This window comes from Pseudoalteromonas sp. APC 3250 (genome assembly GCF_030407915.1).
GTDB classification, from domain to species: domain Bacteria; phylum Pseudomonadota; class Gammaproteobacteria; order Enterobacterales; family Alteromonadaceae; genus Pseudoalteromonas; species Pseudoalteromonas tetraodonis.
In genome coordinates, this window is record NZ_JASDCM010000004.1 from 70,434 (window position 1) to 88,105 (window position 17,672).

Sequence of the window (17,672 nt, forward strand, 5' to 3'; positions counted from 1 at the left end):
TAGTTTTTACCCGCCAATTATGCGGTTTTAAATGCCTTAAATAAAGCAATTACGGTGAGTGGGATTCGTCGCTAAATAATTTACTCAATACCTAATGATTGCTACATTCAGGTAAATTTAAATAATTAAATAATAAAAATGATCAAAATAAAAAAACATTTACTAACTACATCAATCGCATTACTGAGCTTAACCAGCGCAAGTACACTGGCAACCACCTATATATCGGCCAAAGCTTTGCTTGATGTAAAAACTGGAGATCTAAAAGCTAATCCGTTAATCGCGATTGACGAGGGTGTAATAAGCCAAATCCAATTTAATAAACAGCCAACGCTTACCAGTAATGATGAACTGATTAACCTACCTGAACTCACCGTAATGCCGGGGTTGATGGATATGCATGTGCATTTAACCAGCGATCCAACCGTTTCGCGCAGTGAACGTATAGGCCAATCAGTACCGCGTATGGCTATTAAAGCCAGTTACTTTGCTAAAAAAACATTAGAAGCCGGCTTTACCACAGTGCGTAACCTAGGTGCAGAAGGCTTTAGTGTTATTGCGGTTCGCGACGGCATTAATGCAGGTGATATTATTGGCCCTCGCATCTGGGCTGCAGGCCCTTCTTTGGGGATTACTGGCGGACACTGTGACAATAATCGTTTGCCTCCAGAAATGAAATATACCGCCTCGGGGGTTGCTGATGGCCCATGGGCTGTTCGCATTAAAGTACGTGAAAATATTAAATATGGCGCTAATGCAATTAAATTATGTGCAACTGGTGGGGTATTTTCTAAAGGCACAAAGGTGGGCATACAACAATACGCATTTGAAGAAATGAAAGCCATTGTGGATGAAGCGCACATGCGAGAATTACCTGTTGCGGCTCACGCACACGGCACTAACGGCATTAAAACAGCCATTAAAGCCGGTGTAGACAGCGTAGAGCATGCTAGCTTTTTAGACGATGAAGCGATTGAGCTTGCTATAAAGCACGGTACTTGGCTCTCTATGGATATTTACAATACTGAATATACACTGAGCTTTGGTGAGCAAAATGGGGTAGATGAAGAGAACCTAAATAAAGAACGCCTTGTTTCTAAAAAGCAAAGAGACAGCTTTAAACGCGCCGTTGAAGCTGGGGTTAACATGGTATTTGGTACAGATGCGGCTATTTATCCACATGGTGATAATGCGAAACAGTTCTCGCGAATGGTTGAATTTGGTATGAGTGAATTACAAGCTATTCAAGCCGCGACCATTAATAGTGCTAAATTACTAAAGGCAGATTCACAACTGGGGCAAATTAAAACTGGTTTTGCTGCTGATATTATAGCGGTGAGTGCTAACCCACTTAAAAATATTTCTACACTAGAGCGTATTCCTTTTGTAATGAAAGCCGGTGTCGTTTACAAGCAGTAAACCCAATACATCTTTATAAGGTTGAGCTTAGCTCAACCTTAACAATTTTTTAGCTAATGTAGCTAAACTGCCCATTTAATCATCAATACTTTATTTAAATTCTCTCTTGGTAAAGCCAACTAGCGACTGCAATACCCCGTTAATATTTTTAAATGTGATTGTTTTTAAATCACATTGTATAACTATCAAGCAAACACACCCATTAAAGTAAAAAAGTTTGAACTTTTTATTTTATTTTAAAATGATAACCATTATCATTCACGAAAATTAACAAATGCGAATGGTTATCACTCTATGAAAAGGTTTCAATACTCACTACTCACACTCGCGTGCTTAAACGCGCACTTGGCATTGGCAAACGAGTCACAAGTTAATTCCGATATTGAACGTATTAGTGTTTACGAGCAACAAAACCGAGTGGTAATGAGCTCAGGTTTGGCCACTAAATCTGATATGTCACTAATGGAAACCCCTGCACCCGTGGTCATTGTTGATAAAGCGCTAATTGCATCGCAAGGTATTGATAGTTTACAAGATGTGATCCGAAATGTAAGTGGTTTAACGCAAGCCGGTAACAACTATGGCATTGGTGATAATTTAGTAATTCGTGGTTTAGGTGCTAATTATACCTATGATGGCATGTACGGTGGTGCAGGATTAGGCAATACCTTTAATCCAACGCGTTCTTTAACCAATGTTGAATCAATTGAAGTATTAAAAGGCCCAGCAACTGGTTTATACGGCATGGGCAGTGCTGGTGGTGTGATTAACCTGATTGAAAAAAAGCCACAGTTTAACGAACAACATACCTTAGAAATGGATATTGGTCAGTGGGATAGTTATTCTCTGGCACTCGATAGCACCAATGCAATAACAGACGACTTAGCTTATCGAGTCATGGCAAAAACCGCCTCTAGCGATGGCTTTCGTGATTTAAAAGAACAACGTGATGAAATTTATTCGTCTTTAAAATATGTACTAAATGATCAACATGCGTTTGTGTTATCGGGAGCCTATATCAAGGACGCCATTGCTGTGGATTCTATCGGCCATCCTATTCGTATTTTTAACAGTGAATCGGTCAACGGTTTAACTGCAGGTGAAGTATCAGGCGCCGATTTAGTGAATGACCCTACAGCAAGTGGCTTACAATTGAGTGAAGCACAACGAAATGAACTAGCTAACTCTTTGGCAAGCAATGATGGTTTAACACCCTTTAACTTTGGCACCAATGGCATAATATCACCGATGGCAAAGGATAACGAAGGTGAAGAGCTGCGTTTTAAATTAGCCCATAATTATTACATTAGTGATGATTTATTTGTTAATCAACAACTACAGTACCGTAATTACACCTCAAGTTTTGCCCGCCAAACAGGTGCTTACAACTACGTTTACTGGAAACGTAACGGCGTGATCAATCAAGACCCACGCGCACCGCTAGTTGTTGATGACGTGTTATACCCTTTTGCAGCCAGACGCCAAGAGTACCGCCAAGTAGAAGCGGATGAAAAATCATGGCAATACTTTTTAGATTTACGTTATGACTTTATGCTCGGTAACATAGAAAACGAATTACTGGTTAACGCCAACTATGAAGATCGTGATATTCGTTTTAAACAATATTCTATTTACGATGCCGATAAGGTCATTAAAAACAAAGCCGGTGAAGTTATTTACCAAGGCGCACTACCGTATATTTTTGATATGCGTCAGCCAAATTGGCCTACGGGTGAATTTAATGATTACGATCCGCTTAAAACCAGCGATTATAATAAAAAAGTACAGGCATGGGGTTTAGGCCTTCAGCATGTTGCCTACATTAACGATAAAATCACCACCCGTATTGGGATTGCTCATAATCGTATAAAACAAAGTTACGAGCATTTTGGTGTTGACCCACGTTATAGTCAAAGCCGCGCAAATCCAACGCCAGAGGCAAACACCTCAGATAGCGGTTTAACGTACAATTTAGGGGCTACTTATCAATTAAGCGCTGACATGGCTTTATTTTTAAATCACTCAAAAGGTCGTACTGCCTACAGTGTACTTGGCTCTGTTGCTGGTAATGAAGCCGATAGAGAAGACTCAGAATCTGTTAGTAACGATTTAGGATTTCGTTTTAAAGCGTTTGATGACCAATTACTGGCTTCAATTGTAGTATTTGAAAGTGCACGTACAAACCTAGAGTACGCCAACCCACTTTATGAAGCAGGCGTGTCTGCACCAAACGTAGTGGAGAGCTTCTTTGATGGTGAAGAACAAACCAAAGGTGTAGAAATTGACTTAAATGCGTATTTGAACGATCAATGGAAAGTTAACATCAACGGTGTTTATCAAGATGCTAGAGATAAAACTAACCCAAACAGCACAAGCTTTGATACTCGCCAAAAAGGCGTGCCTTATGTAACTGCTAGCTCATGGGTAACTTACTCTGCTGCGTTATTTGAATTACCTCACGCAGTAGATTTAAGCGCAGGCTTAACGTTTGTTGATAAGCGCAGTACTAACTCAAGCTCGTTCGGTATTGATAACGGCTACGTCCCTGCTTATACCGTGTATGATGCTGCAGTTAGCTATAAAGCAGACAACTGGCAAATGCAATTAAACATTAATAACCTGTTTAATAAAAAATACTATTCTAAAGCCATGTTTTTAGGCGGTATGCCAGGTGAGGAAAGAAATGCAAAGTTAAGCTTTAGTTATACGCTATAGCATACAATGCGCACAAGCCAGGTTGGTTTGTGCGCACTATATTTTGGTATAGTTAGATTGTAACAACTATACGGCCGTTAATTTCACCTTTGAGCATGTCATCGAAAATTTCATTAATATCTTCGAGTTTTTTCTCTTCAATGATAGCTTTTACTTTACCTTGTGCGGCAAATTCAAGGCATTCTTGAAGGTCTTTACGTGTACCTACAATAGAACCTACTACTGAAACACCATTTAGCACAGTATCAAAAATTGGCAATGGCATATCTTCTGGTGGTAAGCCAACTAATACGCATTTGCCCCCACGGCGAACACTTTTATACGCTTGTTCAAACCCAGGTTTTGATACTGCGGTACAAACAACAGCGTGCGCCCCACCTACTTGCTCAAAAATAGCCTCACTTGGCACCACGTCTTTAAAATCAAGCGTAATATCAGCGCCTAACTCTTTAGCTAGGGCCATTTTTTCTTTGCCTGTATCTACAGCAATAACATTAAAGCCCATTGCTTTTGCATATTGCACCGCTAAGTGACCTAAACCGCCCACACCAACAATAGCAACCCATTGACCCGGCTTTGCATCTGATACTTTTAATGCTTTATACGTTGTTACGCCGGCACAGAATAACGGGGCAGCTTCAGCAAAGCCTAATCCTTCCGGTATTTTGATGATGTAATCACCATGTGCTAAACAATATTCTGCATAACCACCGTCAATTGAGTAACCGGTATTATGTTGCGATAAACACAGGGTTTCACGTCCATCTAAACAAAATTCACAATGGCCACAGGCGCTATACAACCAAGGTACACCCACTCGGTCGCCCACTTCTAAATGTTTAATATTACTGCCTAGTTTTTCTATTACACCCACGCCTTCGTGACCTGGTACCAATGGCATTTTTGGTTTTACCGGCCAATCACCATGACACGCATGTAAATCGGTGTGACATACACCACAAGCGGCTATTTTTACCAGCACATCGTTAGGACCTACCTCTGGGATTGGTAAATCGGTGATTTCTAACTTGCCTTTATATTCTGTATTTATTGCTGCTTTCATAGTCATTCCATCGTTTATAAAAAATTATGCTATTTAACAAAGGCGTTAAACAACAATGTTATGTTGCATACCCGCAACATAACCCACTATAAATGCTTAAATATTAATCTATATCAATCATTAGTCGTAAAACGTGGTTTTTTATCCAAGCTAAACGCTTGCCATACTTAACCAGCGTGCTAGCATAGATTTCATTTATTTTTGAAACTTGTAACAATGACATTATCAGAAAAAAACTTTGCCTTTGTAATGCATTGTGGCGAGATGGGCAGCCGCTGGGGATTTAATCGTACAATCGGCCAAATGTGCGGGTTACTTATTATTACCAAAGATCCAATGACGGCAAACCAAATCGCAGATGCGCTGAGTATTTCACGCGGTAACGTGAGTATGGGAATTAAAGAATTACAATCTTGGCAGCTGATCAAGGTAATGCATATCCCAGGAGATAGAAAAGAATACTATGCACCTGCGGGTGACATTTGGGATATGGCTAATCGCGTGTTTGAAGAACGTAAAAAGCGTGAAGTAGAACCTACACTTAGCTTACTCAGAGATAACTTATTAGATGAAGCAAGTAACGACGATGAAATTTATGCACAAAAACAAATGGGCGAAATTCATAACTTACTTGAAACAGTGACTAAATGGTCGTCAGAGTTACAACGCTTAACCCCTGAGCAGCTAAACAAACTAATGAAGCTAGGTTCAGGCATTGGCAAAGTCATTGACCTTAAAGATAAAATATTCAAAAAAGAGCAGTAAACCATTAAAAAGCCGCAATGAGCGGCTTTTTAGTTATTCGCTTAAGCTTAAATTTTTGGGTAAGCAATTCTATCTGACAAATAACCTACGCTGGTTGCAAAGTAATATGATCGATTCCAGTGCATAAATACTTTGTAGTTATCGTATGCTAAATACATGCGTCCATTTATATCATCCGGCATCACCAGTGCTGCATCTACAGCAACCGTAGGTAAATCACTGCCATCAACACGACGAACACCTAATGCTTGCCAATCTGCTAAAGAGCGCTCTGATTTATCCCAGTACTCTAGCCATTGCTTTCGGGTTTTAGTACCGCGCTTTAATATATACTGCTTATCAAAATCAGCGGGCAATTGTACCTGGCGACCCCAGGTTAAATTATCATTCCAACCCTCTTGCTTTAAGTAATTTGCAATTGAAGCAAACGCGTCTTCTTTGGTTGTCCAAATATCTTTGCGGCCATCGTTATTGTAATCAACGGCGTAAGCATTAAATGAGGTTGGCATAAACTGGGTTTGCCCCATTGCACCCGCCCACGAGCCTTTAAATTTATCAAGCGTGATATGTCCCGACTTTAATATATCCAGTGCTGCCCACAATTGGCGTTTGTATAACGCTTCACGACGTCCATCAAATGCTAAAGTTACTAAGGATGAAATAACATTGTGGCCGCCTTGAATAGCGCCAAAATTACTTTCTAAACCCCAAATAGCCACAATAAAACGCGCTTGAACACCAAAGTCTTTTGCTACTTTTTCTAAGACTTCTTGGTTTTCTTTATACAATTTACGCGCACGATCTATTTTCCATTGCGGTACTCGTTTTGGTAAATACGTTTCCAGCGTTTCTTTTACTTCTGGCTGGTTTTTGTCTGCTGAAATGACTTTTTCTTTATAAGATGCAGTGGCAAATGCTTGCTCAATTAACTGAGTATCGTAGCCTTTTGCTATTGCCTCTTGCTTTAAATTAGTAAGATATTGTTGAAACTCAGCTTGTGTTTTTGCCATCACCGATGAGCTTAAACACACACCACACAATACAACCGCTAATTTTTTAATCACTATCTGCTCCATTTTGTTTTCTTAATTGACTTAGCAAGTTTTCCTCTGGTGGCGGAATTTGTAAATAATAGCCTTGGTCGCTAAGCGACTGTTTTAAAGTGTCTAAATCCGCTACGCCTAATTGAGTCCGCTTCGCTAAGTTAATGATCATCACGTACTGAGGTTGACCAAACATGGCCATTAAAGGTTCCGGAACTTTACTAAAATCGTCTCTTTTTTCAATAAATAAGAAAGTATCTGCTTTTTTCTTACTTTTATATACCGCAGTTAGCATTATGGCCCTATAAAATCTTGCTTAACAGTGCTACACACTATAACATGGCAATAATAATAAGTTATAAAAATTAGTGTGGAAACTGTAATAAAAGCCTTGTTCAGCCTAGGTTTATATAAAGTTACATGCTAACTAGACAATCCAGTTGAGCATCTATGTCGGACCAAATTTTTGAGCTAAAAGGCAACCTTTTTACGTTATCAGTTTTACATCTTTATAGTACTGATATTAACCTTTTAGCAGAACAACTGTATGTAAAAATTGCCCAAGCCCCAAAGTTCTTTGAGGGTGCCCCCATTGTCGTCAATTTAATTGAAGTAAAAAACAGCGCAATCGACTTTGTTCACTTAAAATCGCTTATTGAACGCATGAGCTTTAATGCTGTAGGTGTATGTAATGGTTCGGATGAACAGCATAAACAGGCAAAAGCCGCAGGGTTATCTGTTTTAAACTATTCACAAGACGTTAAGAGTGAACCCGCAAGAGTAGAGTCAAATACTTCGGTTGTAGAAAAAACCGTGTATTTACCAGCGCAAATTATTAATGGTGCGGTGCGCTCAGGCCAACAAGTTTACGCCAAAGACCGCGACTTGGTGGTGTTAGGCGCGGTAAGCCATGGTGCAGAAGTAATTGCCGATGGCAATGTACATATTTACGGAACCCTACGAGGGCGTGCAATTGCCGGCGCAAAAGGGCTCGAAAACGCATACATATTTTGTAATAAATTAGAAGCAGAACTCGTTTCAATCAATGGTAATTACTGGATCAGTGACTCACTGCAAGGTGAACACTGGGGTAACGCAGTTCAAATACAACAAAAAAATGAATCTTTAGAAATTTCAGCTTTGGTTAAAGGATAAATCTCATGGCAAAAATAATTGTCGTTACCTCGGGTAAAGGGGGTGTTGGTAAAACAACATCAAGCGCAGCAATTGGTACAGGCTTAGCATTAAAAGGCTACAAAACTGTTATCATCGATTTTGATATCGGTTTACGTAATTTAGACCTCATCATGGGTTGTGAACGTCGCGTAGTGTATGACTTTGTTAATGTGATCAATGGCGAAGCTAACCTTAATCAAGCACTCATAAAAGACAAACGTGTAGAAAAGTTATTTTTACTTCCTGCTTCACAAACTCGCGATAAAGACGCACTCACCCGTGATGGTGTTGAACGCGTATTGAACGAGTTAAAAGAAGACTTTGACTATATTGTTTGTGATTCTCCTGCAGGTATTGAAGCCGGAGCTATGATGGCGATGTACTTCGCTGATGAAGCAATAGTTACAACCAACCCTGAAGTCTCGTCAGTACGAGATTCGGATCGTATTCTAGGCATTTTACACAGTAAATCGAAACGTGCCGAAGAAGGATTAGAAAACATTAAAGAGCATTTGCTAATAACACGCTATAATCCAGATCGTGTATCAAAAGGTGAAATGCTATCTGTTGAAGATATCCAGGACATCCTAGCCATAGACTTACTAGGTGTCATTCCTGAATCTCAAGCAGTGCTTAGTGCATCAAACTCTGGACAACCGGTAATTCTTGATAGCGAATCAGACGCAGGTCAAGCTTATGCTGATGCGATCAGTCGTTTATTAGGCGAAACGGTTGAATTTAGATTTTTAGATGTAGAGAAAAAGGGTTTATTCAAACGGATATTTGGAGGTTAATGTGTCTTTACTTGACTACTTCCGCTCAGAAAAGAAAAACAGTGCGTCATTAGCAAAAGAGCGATTGCAGATCATTGTCGCGCACGAGCGTTCTCAGCGTGGAACACCAGATTACTTGCCACAATTAAAGCAAGATATTCTTGATGTCATTCGTAAGTACGTTAATGTAGGCGCCGATGCGGTTCAAGTTCAGTTTGATCAAAATGAAGACGATTTAGCGGTACTCGAGCTCAATGTCACATTACCTGACGAAGAAAAGAAATAATAAAAAAGGGCGCTAAGCGCCCTTTTTATTTTTTACATCAAGCTATTTAATACTCTAATTATCCCACTCTTTTAGCGCATCTTTAACAAAATCATATCGCCATGAGCTGAGTAAATCTGGTTTTATGTGTTTTTCTTTTTGCTGAGCAGTTAACTTCCAGTTCCAACTAATTAGCTGATTTATTTGCTTTTTAGAGGCCATAACGTCTTCTGGAATGTTATGCTCTTTAGCAACTTTAGTAATTTTTTGTTTGATCTCCTTCGCTACTTTTTTATAGGTAGGAAAATCAATTAACCGCTTTAATACTTGTGGGTGTTGCTCAGCTGGAATGGCTTTGGCCTGCTCAATACACTTTAAAATTTCAACCCCAGAACGATTCACTTCAATGGGTTCTACCCCAGGAATTTGTCTCAGAGCATTTAAACTTGAAGGGCCTCGTTTGGCAATTTCGGTCATATTGTGCTCTTTAAGCACAAAATTAAGCGCTAGATTTTTACGAATAGCTTTATTTCGACGCCATACTGCTAACTCTTTAAGTACCGCTAGTTCATGCGGCTTAAGTTGCCATGCATTTTTAATTTCTTTGTAAAGTAGCTCATCCGGGATTTGAAAAGCACGTTTATTGGCAACTAATTCACTTTCATTGATCACAATATCAAATAAATCAGCGGCTTTAATGCTATCTATAATTAACTCAAAACAAGGCAGCAGGTGATACGTATCAGCAGCAGCGTATTCAAGTTGCTTTTGGGTAAGGGGGCGTTGTAACCAATTAGTGCGCGATTCGCTTTTATCAATCTCAATATTCAATAATGTTTTCACCATTAAGGCAAAGCCCATACAGTTTCCCTCACCTAATAGCTGAAGTGCAAACTGGGTATCGAATAAAGGATAAGGAACAAATCCTGCGTACTTTTGAAAAACTTCAATATCTTCTGAGGGTGAATGGAGTACTTTTAGCACTTTAGGATCTTTAAGTATTTGCCAAAAATCAAACAAGGAAAGCTCGGCAAGCGGGTCAATAAGCGCTAAATGTTCGCCATCATAAACTTGAATAAGTGCAACTTCTGGATACAAAGTACGGCGGCGCATAAACTCGGTATCAATAGCAAGAATGGGTTTGTTTTTAATTTGTTCTACAAACGTATTAAGCTCATTTTGGGTTTGGATCAATTGGTAGTGCACTGAGTCTCCTACAATAAAAAAGCCGACTGATGTCGGCTTTTTTATAGTTGCTAATCTTTTAAGGCTCTTCTGAGAATTTTACCCACGTTAGTTTTGGGTAACTCATCCTTAAACTCAACGAGTTTAGGAACCTTGTAATTAGTTAAATTATCACGACAATGTTTTATTATATCTTTTTCAGTTAAAGAAGGGTCTTTTTTCACAACAAAAACTTTAACTTGTTCACCACTAATGTCATGAGGGATACCAACCGCGGCCACTTCTAGCACGCCTTCATGCATGGCAACCACTTCTTCTATTTCATTTGGGAAAACATTAAAGCCTGAAACAATAATCATGTCTTTTTTACGATCAACAATGTAGAAAAAACCTTCGTCATCGTAAGTGGCAATATCACCAGTTGCAAACCAGCCATCTTTTAAACATTCAGCCGTTGCATCAGGGCGATTATAGTAACCAAGCATTACTTGCGGACCTTTTACCCACAGTTCACCCGGCTCACCTTTAGCAGCTTCTTCACCGTTATCGAGCATTAATTTAATGTCAGTACTTGGCGCAGGTAGACCGATAGAACCATTATAAGCTTCTAAATCATACGGGCTAATTGTGACTAAAGGAGAACATTCTGTCAGGCCATAGCCTTCCATTAGTTTGCTGTTAGTGACCTTTTGCCATTTTTCTGCAACAGGGCGTTGTACTGCCATGCCGCCGCCTAATGACATTTTAAGGTGACTAAAATCAAGCTCAGAGAAACCAGGGGTATTTAATAAGCCATTAAATAAAGTGTTCACCCCTGTAATAGCAGTAAATTTATGCTGACTAAGCTCTTTTACAAATCCAGGCATATCACGTGGATTTGTAATTAAAACGTTTAAGCCGCCGTATTTCATAAATGCTAAACAGTTCGCTGTTAATGCAAATATATGATAGAGCGGTAGCGCGGTAATAACCACTTCTCTACCACGCTCAAGCACGTTATCTAAACAACCAGATACTTGCTCAAGGTTACCCACCAAATTACCGTGGCTCAACATTGCCCCTTTAGACACACCGGTTGTACCACCGGTGTATTGTAAAAATGCTAAATCGCTTAAGTTAACCTCTGGGCGCTTATAGCCATTCAGATCAGCTTTTAATAAATCACAAAAGTTAATCGTGTTAGGCAACGTATAGCTTGGTACCATTTTTTTGAAATGCTTAACAACAAAATTGACTAAATGCTTTTTAAGACCACCCATCATGTCACCAACCTGCGTAACCACAATGTGTTTAACGTCAGTATTAGGCAGTGCTTTTTCAAGCGTGACAGCGAAGTTAGCAAGAATAAATATTGCTGATGTTTCAGAATCTTTTAATTGGTGCTCTAGCTCACGAACGGTGTATAGCGGATTAACGTTAACCACCACACACCCTGCGCGTAAAATACCTAATATAGCAATTGGGGTTTGCAACAAGTTAGGCATCATAACAGCGACTTTATCGCCCTTTTTTAATCCTAAATCGTTTTGAATATAAGCCGCAACACGTTTTGTTGCCGCGTCAATTTCGTTATATGACAATGTTTTACCCATATTAGTAAATGCAGGTAAATCTTTGTAATCATTAAAACTTTTTTCAAACACTTCGAGTAACGAGTTGTAGTGCTCAGGATCGATTGTTTCAGGCATACCTTCTGGGTAGCGCTTAAGCCAGATTTTTTCCACTCTTAGCCCCTGTTTATAATTATATTTTTATTAACCTTAATCTAAGTAAGGCACTTTCACAATTGAGCAAATACTCTAATCTAGAGATAATCCCACATTTATCGGTAATATACAATTAACATGCACTACTTTGCACCATAAATGCGTGAATGTGTTCAAAACATAGTCCACTACTTTGCATATGGCAATGATGCCCACCAGGCACATCTATTACACTCAAGTTATTGTAATATTTACTATACTTGTCTAGATTTTGTTTTACAAATGGATAACCTTTATCACCTAATATTAATTGGCATGGTGCAATTAATTCTTTTATTGCACCAATACATTGCGCTTCATCAAATCGAAAACCTGAGTGATTTTTAAGCTTAGGATCGCAAGTTAGCTCAAAACCACTGTGCATTTGTTTTATGTTTCTGTCCATCAGCAATGCAATTTGTTCATTATTTAAATCAGTTGTTTTTGCACGTGCTTGATAAATTTGCTGTTTTGATGTGTATACCCGTGATTTTTTTGTACTAAACCTTGCTCGGTTTAGTATGGCATTTCTTAGCTGAGAACACACTTCATCGCTATCGGTAGTAACACAGCCTATTCCTTCAATAAAAGAAACAGATTTTACGTACTCACTAAAACAACTAGCAAATAGCCCTGCTACCATAGCCCCCATAGAATGACCAACTAAGTGTACCTTCTTTAAGTTAAGCGCTGTGATTAATGCATACACATCATCCACATAATCAATAAAGTAGTAATGTGCCTGAGGGCTTCGCCAAGATGACAGTCCATGCCCTGTAAAATCAATGCAATACCATGTTTGCGAAGGCGCAGCACGACTCAGCATAGGCACGAAGCTAGCACAATTATCTAGCCAGCCATGCAGAGCAATAACGACGTCTTCACCGTCTCCAAATTTAATACCGTGTATATCTAGGTCATTAGCTTTTACCGAAAATGGTTGCAACGCAAACCTCAACTTTTTTATTTGGTTATGGTCATAACATACAAGAGTTAATACACAAATAATAGAACTGAACTAATAGAACACACACTTAAATTTCGTGATTTCATAACATATTCATTTATTTATCTTGCTATCGGTATACAATAATAGTCGCTATTAAAATAAGTACACTTAAAGGGTACGCACAATGAAAAAACAGTTCGGCTTATTAGCGCTTTTATGTACAACAGGAGCATTCGCTCAAACAGCGCCTAAAAATGTTATTTATATGATTGGTGATGGCATGGGTCCCGCTTTCACTACCGCTTATCGATATTACAAAGATGACCCTAAAACAAAAGAAATAGAAACAACCGTTTTCGACACTATGTTAAAAGGCATGGCGCACACTTATCCTGATGACCATACTTATGTAACAGACAGCGCAGCAGGTGCAACTGCACTTAGCAGCGGTCATAAAAGTTATAATGGCGCAATCGCTGTCGATACGGCCAAAAAACCGGTTAAAACCATGCTAGAAATTGCAAAAGAGCAAGGAATGACAACAGCGTTAGTGGCTACCTCACAAATTAACCATGCAACACCTGCAAGCTTTGCCGCGCATAATGAATCAAGAAGAAATTATGATGACATCGCAAACGACTACATTGACAATAAAATTGCAGGGAAATTACCGGTTGATTTAATGTTAGGCGGTGGAACTCAATATTTTATTCGTGATGACAGAAACTTAGTCGACGAATTTAAAAAAGCAGGTTATCAATACGGTGACGATATTAAAAACTTAGGTCAAATCACACAAATCCCTGCCATTGGTTTATACGCACCTAAGGGATTACCTTTTGCGCTAGATGAAAACCCAACGAGATTAAAACAGTTAACCTCTAAAGCGTTTGATTTGCTTGATGGGCAAAACGATAAAGGCTTTTTTGTGATGATTGAAGGCAGCCAAATTGACTGGTGTGGTCACGCAAATGACATTGCTTGCGCAATGGCTGAAATGGACGACTTTGCAAAATCAATCGAAACGGCAAAAGCCTATGTAGATAAAAACCCAGACACTATTTTAGTGATCACGGCTGATCACTCTACAGGCGGTTTAACCATTGGCGCACATGGCCAATATAAATGGGAAACCGACATTATCAAAGGTGTTAAAGCCACTGCGGGTACATTAACCAAATTATTAATGGGATCAGATAACCTTAAAACGGTATGGCAGGCTAATACCCGTATTGAGTTTACAACTGAAAACGAAATTAAACTTAAGCAAGCTAAAGCCATGGGTGAAAAAACCCTTAATTTAGCGGTTAAAAGCATTATCAATGATTTAAGTTTCACTGGTTGGACAACGGGCGGACATACCGCTTCCGATGTGCAAGTATTTGCCTATGGTAAAAATAGCGATGACTTTATTGGTTCGCAAAACAATACTGACATAGCTAAAAAACTGATTAGTTACATAGAACAGTAATCGCTGTTATGAAAATAAAAAGCCCGAATAATTTATTCGGGCTTTTTATTTGGCTATTAATTTTATAACTAAGCGTATATATCAACACCAATTAAGCTTTGAACTTCAGCTCTTCGCTCTAAATTAGCAAACTCAGTGTAAGTAGAAATTGCCTTACTGACTTGCGCACTCGGTTGATCGTAAATAGTTTGGCTATATTGGGCCTCTTTGGTGTTCGCTTTTACAAACTCTTTTGCGAGTTCAAGCCCTTCAGGACTGCTCTTAACATAATCTGTATTGGTTTTCTGTGATATTGGCTGCTCTGATAGTCGTTCATGCTTTGCCGTAACAACAGCAGTAGAACGCACCTTAGCAGGGATATCACCAGTAAAAAAACCAGAGCTTATAGGCAGCGACATTACGCTTCTCCAACCAACAACATGCTTAAATTATGATTTAAAATAGCTCAATATGCAAACAATACAACTTAGCGTTACTCGCGGCCTGGTAATTTTTTCCATGTCACTGTGTCACGCACATACTTAGGCTGAGCATCACTGGCTTTTACGCCATTACCTGCAAGGTACTGTGCATCCACTAACGCTAACATGTATTGTGCATCGGGTAGCGTAATTTCAGGGTGTACACTCACATTTGTAAATGTAGTTAATGCATCGGGATAACTTTTAAATCCAGTCCCCACGCCGGTTGCTGTTTTGTTTGTGTCTATCAATGAAGCATCAAGCAGTTCAGGCTTAAAAACACGTTCTTCACCGCGAAGTGTCATCAAATTATTATTAACTTGGTATTGAGCAAAGTATATTTCCCCCATACGCGCATCAATGCTTGAATAAACCACTTCATCGCCAAATTGTTCAAACGCTTGTTGCGCCATAACCGCTAAGGTAGAAACTCCCACTAGCGGTAAATTCGTTGAATACCCAAGCCCTTGTGCTATGGCCACACTAATACGCACACCCGTAAAGCTGCCTGGACCTTGGCCAAAGCCAATAACATCTAAATCTTTTAATTTACAATTGGCTTTATTAAGCAGCTCATCAATAAGTGGCAGAATTTTTTGGCTATGCTGCTGCGGACACTCTTCAAAATGATGAAATGTTTTACCCTGATAATGCAAAACAAGCGATAAAGCCTCTGTAGAAGCGTCTAGGGCGAGAATGTTACTTTTGATCATTTTTGTACTCAATTAATATGTTTTAAAAATGTATTTGCATCTTCTAAGCTACGTGTACGGCGCATTGGCGGTAAACTCTTTAAAAATACTTGTCCATATTGGCGTGTAACTAAACGATTATCGCAAATTACTAACACACCTTTATCTTTGTTATCACGAATTAAGCGACCTACCCCCTGCTTTAAGGCTATAACCGCTTGTGGTAACTGAATATGCGCAAACGGGTCTTTTCCTTGCATTTGGCAATCTTGCATTCTAGCTTGCAAAAGCGGATCATCGGGCGCTGCAAACGGCAGTTTATCGATAATAACACAGCTTAAAGTACTGCCTCTTACATCAACCCCTTCCCAAAAGGACGCAGTACCGAGCAACACGGCATTACCATGACGGGTAAATTTCTCTAATATAATGCGTTTAGACATTTGCCCTTGCATGTAAACCGGATAGTCCATTTGTGTGGTTAAGCCCTCAGCCACCAAATGCATCATTCGGTAACTAGTAAATAGCACAAAACAACGCCCTTTTGCTGATTTTATGAGTTCGAGAGTTAACTTTACAATCGCATGCGGCATATTATCTGCGTGGGTTTCAGGTAAATAGCGCGGTAAGCACAATAGCGCCTGATTTTCATAATCAAACGGACTGTCTACCATCATACTTTGCTTTGGTTTTAACCCAAGGCTGGCATTAAAGTGAGTGAGTTCGTTGTCGACCGATAACGTGGCTGAGGTAAACACAAACCCTGCACCAGACTCTTTCATCATCAAAGCAAATTTAGCCGATACATTCAGTGGCGTTATATTTATGGTTAAATAGCGACGCGTGGTTTCGTACCAATAACTAAAGCCTGTTTGGGCGGTGTCGAACACACGCTCTAACTGGCCTTTAAATGCCAGCACCCGCTCAAATGGGTGTTCAATTTTATCACTTCGTTCTAAGCAATGTTTTAAAACCTGATACACAAATTCTAAATCACTAATAACACGATGTAATGCAGAGCAAATAAGCTTATTACTGAGCTTTTCACGCCAATCCCCGCGGCTACCGTCCACACCAAACTGCAATCTTAAATCGGCGACACTGGTTTCCAATTTATTCAAACTTTTTCCTAATTGCAGCATGTCAGGAATTTCAGCGCGGTAAATAGCGCGTAAATCATTAAGTAAATCCACCAGCTTTTTAGTACTCATGGTTTCGCCAAAATAGTCGCTGGCAATTTCACTTAACTGGTGGGCTTCATCAAATATATAAGCATCTGCGTTGGGCATTAGCTCTGCAAAGCCAGACTCTTTAACCGCCATATCGGCAAAAAATAGATGATGGTTAATTACGACAACGTCGGCATCCCCTGCTTTTAAACGCGCTTTACGAATGTAGCACTCTTGAAAGTCAGGGCACTCTTTACCTAAACAGTTATCTGCAGTCGAGCTGACATACGGCAACACTTTGGCATCTTCTTCAATACCAATACAGTCGGCTAAATCGCCCGTATGCGTTTCACTGGCAAATTTAGCAACCATAGCGAGCTGATGCATTACATCAGGGTCGTCTGTGGGTACGTGTGTAACATGTTGGGTAAGCCGATAAGTGCATAAATAATTGGCACGCCCTTTTAACAATGCCGTTTTTTTAGCCGCGCCTAAGGCTTTTACTAACACAGGTAAATCACGATGATACAGCTGTTCTTGCAGTGCTTTAGAACCGGTTGAAATTATTGTTTTGCCTTTAGATTTAAGGGCTGGCGCTAAATAAGCAAAGGTTTTACCTGTGCCAGTACCGGCCTCAACAACAAGCTGGGAACTTGTTTTTAATGCATCCTCAACAGCCACGGCCATATCAATTTGAGGTTGGCGTGGTGAGTATCCATCTATTGATAAAGCCAAAGGCCCGGTTGCACTAAACAGCTGTTTGATAATACCAATCACTTTA

The 17,672-nt window shown here is 39.6% G+C and carries 16 protein-coding genes; 7 read left to right on the plus strand and 9 right to left on the minus strand.

Translation table 11 applies throughout. The features are described from left to right. The first annotated feature begins 147 nt into the window (after positions 1-147). The gene (locus QL986_RS05840) at positions 148-1,419 is read left to right on the plus strand and encodes an amidohydrolase family protein (RefSeq protein ID WP_024601324.1); all 1,272 of its coding nucleotides are present in this window, start codon (positions 148-150) and stop codon (positions 1,417-1,419) included. Between the two features lie 294 nt (positions 1,420-1,713). After that, the gene (locus QL986_RS05845; protein WP_016900170.1) at positions 1,714-4,134 is read left to right on the plus strand and encodes a TonB-dependent receptor plug domain-containing protein; all 2,421 of its coding nucleotides are present in this window, start codon (positions 1,714-1,716) and stop codon (positions 4,132-4,134) included. A gap of 52 nt (positions 4,135-4,186) precedes the next feature. Here the strand turns inward: QL986_RS05845 and adhP are convergent, their stop codons facing one another. Then, positions 4,187-5,197: an alcohol dehydrogenase AdhP gene (gene adhP, locus QL986_RS05850; protein ID WP_016900169.1), complete on the minus strand. Its 1,011-nt coding sequence runs from the start codon at positions 5,195-5,197 to the stop codon at positions 4,187-4,189. A 216-nt stretch (positions 5,198-5,413) separates the two neighbouring features. Here adhP and QL986_RS05855 point away from each other — a divergent pair, with 216 nt between their 5' ends. After that, positions 5,414-5,962, plus strand: coding sequence for an HTH domain-containing protein (locus QL986_RS05855; RefSeq protein WP_013463314.1), 549 nt, complete (start codon positions 5,414-5,416; stop codon positions 5,960-5,962). 47 nt (positions 5,963-6,009) lie between these two features. Here QL986_RS05855 and QL986_RS05860 read toward each other — a convergent pair whose 3' ends face one another. Both QL986_RS05860 and QL986_RS05865 read right to left on the minus strand, forming a co-directional pair. Next, positions 6,010-7,026: a lytic murein transglycosylase gene (locus QL986_RS05860; protein WP_016900168.1), complete on the minus strand. Its 1,017-nt coding sequence runs from the start codon at positions 7,024-7,026 to the stop codon at positions 6,010-6,012. Further along, positions 7,019-7,300 (minus strand): YcgL domain-containing protein, encoded by a 282-nt coding sequence (locus tag QL986_RS05865; protein WP_013463311.1) that lies wholly within the window; start codon positions 7,298-7,300, stop codon positions 7,019-7,021. Before QL986_RS05865 ends, QL986_RS05860 begins: the two co-directional genes overlap by 8 nt. Before the next feature lie 155 nt (positions 7,301-7,455). Between QL986_RS05865 and minC the strand changes: the two genes are divergently transcribed. Genes minC through minE form a run of 3 tightly spaced genes read left to right on the plus strand, consistent with a single transcriptional unit; the run spans position 7,456 to position 9,240 of the window. Beyond that, on the plus strand, positions 7,456-8,160 hold the full coding sequence (minC, locus tag QL986_RS05870) for a septum site-determining protein MinC (protein WP_013463310.1): 705 nt from the start codon (positions 7,456-7,458) through the stop codon (positions 8,158-8,160). 5 nt (positions 8,161-8,165) lie between these two features. Further along, a complete protein-coding gene (minD, locus tag QL986_RS05875; RefSeq protein WP_013463309.1) occupies positions 8,166-8,975 on the plus strand; it encodes a septum site-determining protein MinD in 810 nt (269 codons plus the stop codon). 1 nt (position 8,976) lies between these two features. Continuing rightward, the gene (gene minE, locus QL986_RS05880) at positions 8,977-9,240 is read left to right on the plus strand and encodes a cell division topological specificity factor MinE (protein WP_008111532.1); all 264 of its coding nucleotides are present in this window, start codon (positions 8,977-8,979) and stop codon (positions 9,238-9,240) included. 54 nt (positions 9,241-9,294) lie between these two features. On the opposite strand, the gene rnd is transcribed toward minE, so the two are convergent. From rnd to QL986_RS05895, 3 genes are all read right to left on the minus strand, one after another. Continuing rightward, on the minus strand, positions 9,295-10,425 hold the full coding sequence (gene rnd / locus QL986_RS05885; RefSeq protein ID WP_013463308.1) for a ribonuclease D: 1,131 nt from the start codon (positions 10,423-10,425) through the stop codon (positions 9,295-9,297). A 50-nt stretch (positions 10,426-10,475) separates the two neighbouring features. Next, a complete protein-coding gene (fadD, locus tag QL986_RS05890) occupies positions 10,476-12,128 on the minus strand; it encodes a long-chain-fatty-acid--CoA ligase FadD (RefSeq protein WP_016900167.1) in 1,653 nt (550 codons plus the stop codon). A 115-nt stretch (positions 12,129-12,243) separates the two neighbouring features. Continuing rightward, the gene (locus QL986_RS05895; protein WP_138765076.1) at positions 12,244-13,095 is read right to left on the minus strand and encodes an alpha/beta hydrolase; all 852 of its coding nucleotides are present in this window, start codon (positions 13,093-13,095) and stop codon (positions 12,244-12,246) included. Positions 13,096-13,282: 187 nt separating this feature from the next. Between QL986_RS05895 and QL986_RS05900 the strand changes: the two genes are divergently transcribed. Then, positions 13,283-14,569: an alkaline phosphatase gene (locus QL986_RS05900; protein WP_290191306.1), complete on the plus strand. Its 1,287-nt coding sequence runs from the start codon at positions 13,283-13,285 to the stop codon at positions 14,567-14,569. A gap of 68 nt (positions 14,570-14,637) precedes the next feature. Here QL986_RS05900 and QL986_RS05905 read toward each other — a convergent pair whose 3' ends face one another. From QL986_RS05905 to QL986_RS05915, 3 genes are all read right to left on the minus strand, one after another. Continuing rightward, a complete protein-coding gene (locus tag QL986_RS05905; RefSeq protein ID WP_290191307.1) occupies positions 14,638-14,967 on the minus strand; it encodes a hypothetical protein in 330 nt (109 codons plus the stop codon). A 74-nt stretch (positions 14,968-15,041) separates the two neighbouring features. Beyond that, complete coding sequence (gene tsaB, locus QL986_RS05910; RefSeq protein WP_290191308.1) at positions 15,042-15,743, minus strand: tRNA (adenosine(37)-N6)-threonylcarbamoyltransferase complex dimerization subunit type 1 TsaB; 702 nt, start codon at positions 15,741-15,743, stop codon at positions 15,042-15,044. Positions 15,744-15,751: 8 nt separating this feature from the next. After that, positions 15,752-17,668, minus strand: a complete 1,917-nt coding sequence (locus tag QL986_RS05915) for an ATP-dependent DNA helicase (protein ID WP_290191309.1) — start codon at positions 17,666-17,668, stop codon at positions 15,752-15,754. Positions 17,669-17,672 lie beyond the last annotated feature (4 nt).

Excerpts from the sequence above, each read along its gene's own strand:
- QL986_RS05865 (WP_013463311.1), bottom strand. The coding sequence starts at position 7,300 with ATGCTAACTGCGGTATATAAAAGTAAGAAAAAAGCAGATACTTTCTTA.
- QL986_RS05845 (WP_016900170.1), top strand. The coding sequence starts at position 1,714 with ATGAAAAGGTTTCAATACTCACTACTCACACTCGCGTGCTTAAACGCG.
- QL986_RS05900 (WP_290191306.1), top strand. The coding sequence starts at position 13,283 with ATGAAAAAACAGTTCGGCTTATTAGCGCTTTTATGTACAACAGGAGCA.
- QL986_RS05905 (WP_290191307.1), bottom strand. The coding sequence starts at position 14,967 with ATGTCGCTGCCTATAAGCTCTGGTTTTTTTACTGGTGATATCCCTGCT.
- minD (WP_013463309.1), top strand. The coding sequence starts at position 8,166 with ATGGCAAAAATAATTGTCGTTACCTCGGGTAAAGGGGGTGTTGGTAAA.
- adhP (WP_016900169.1), bottom strand. The coding sequence starts at position 5,197 with ATGAAAGCAGCAATAAATACAGAATATAAAGGCAAGTTAGAAATCACC.
- tsaB (WP_290191308.1), bottom strand. The coding sequence starts at position 15,743 with ATGATCAAAAGTAACATTCTCGCCCTAGACGCTTCTACAGAGGCTTTA.
- QL986_RS05855 (WP_013463314.1), top strand. The coding sequence starts at position 5,414 with ATGACATTATCAGAAAAAAACTTTGCCTTTGTAATGCATTGTGGCGAG.
- minC (WP_013463310.1), top strand. The coding sequence starts at position 7,456 with ATGTCGGACCAAATTTTTGAGCTAAAAGGCAACCTTTTTACGTTATCA.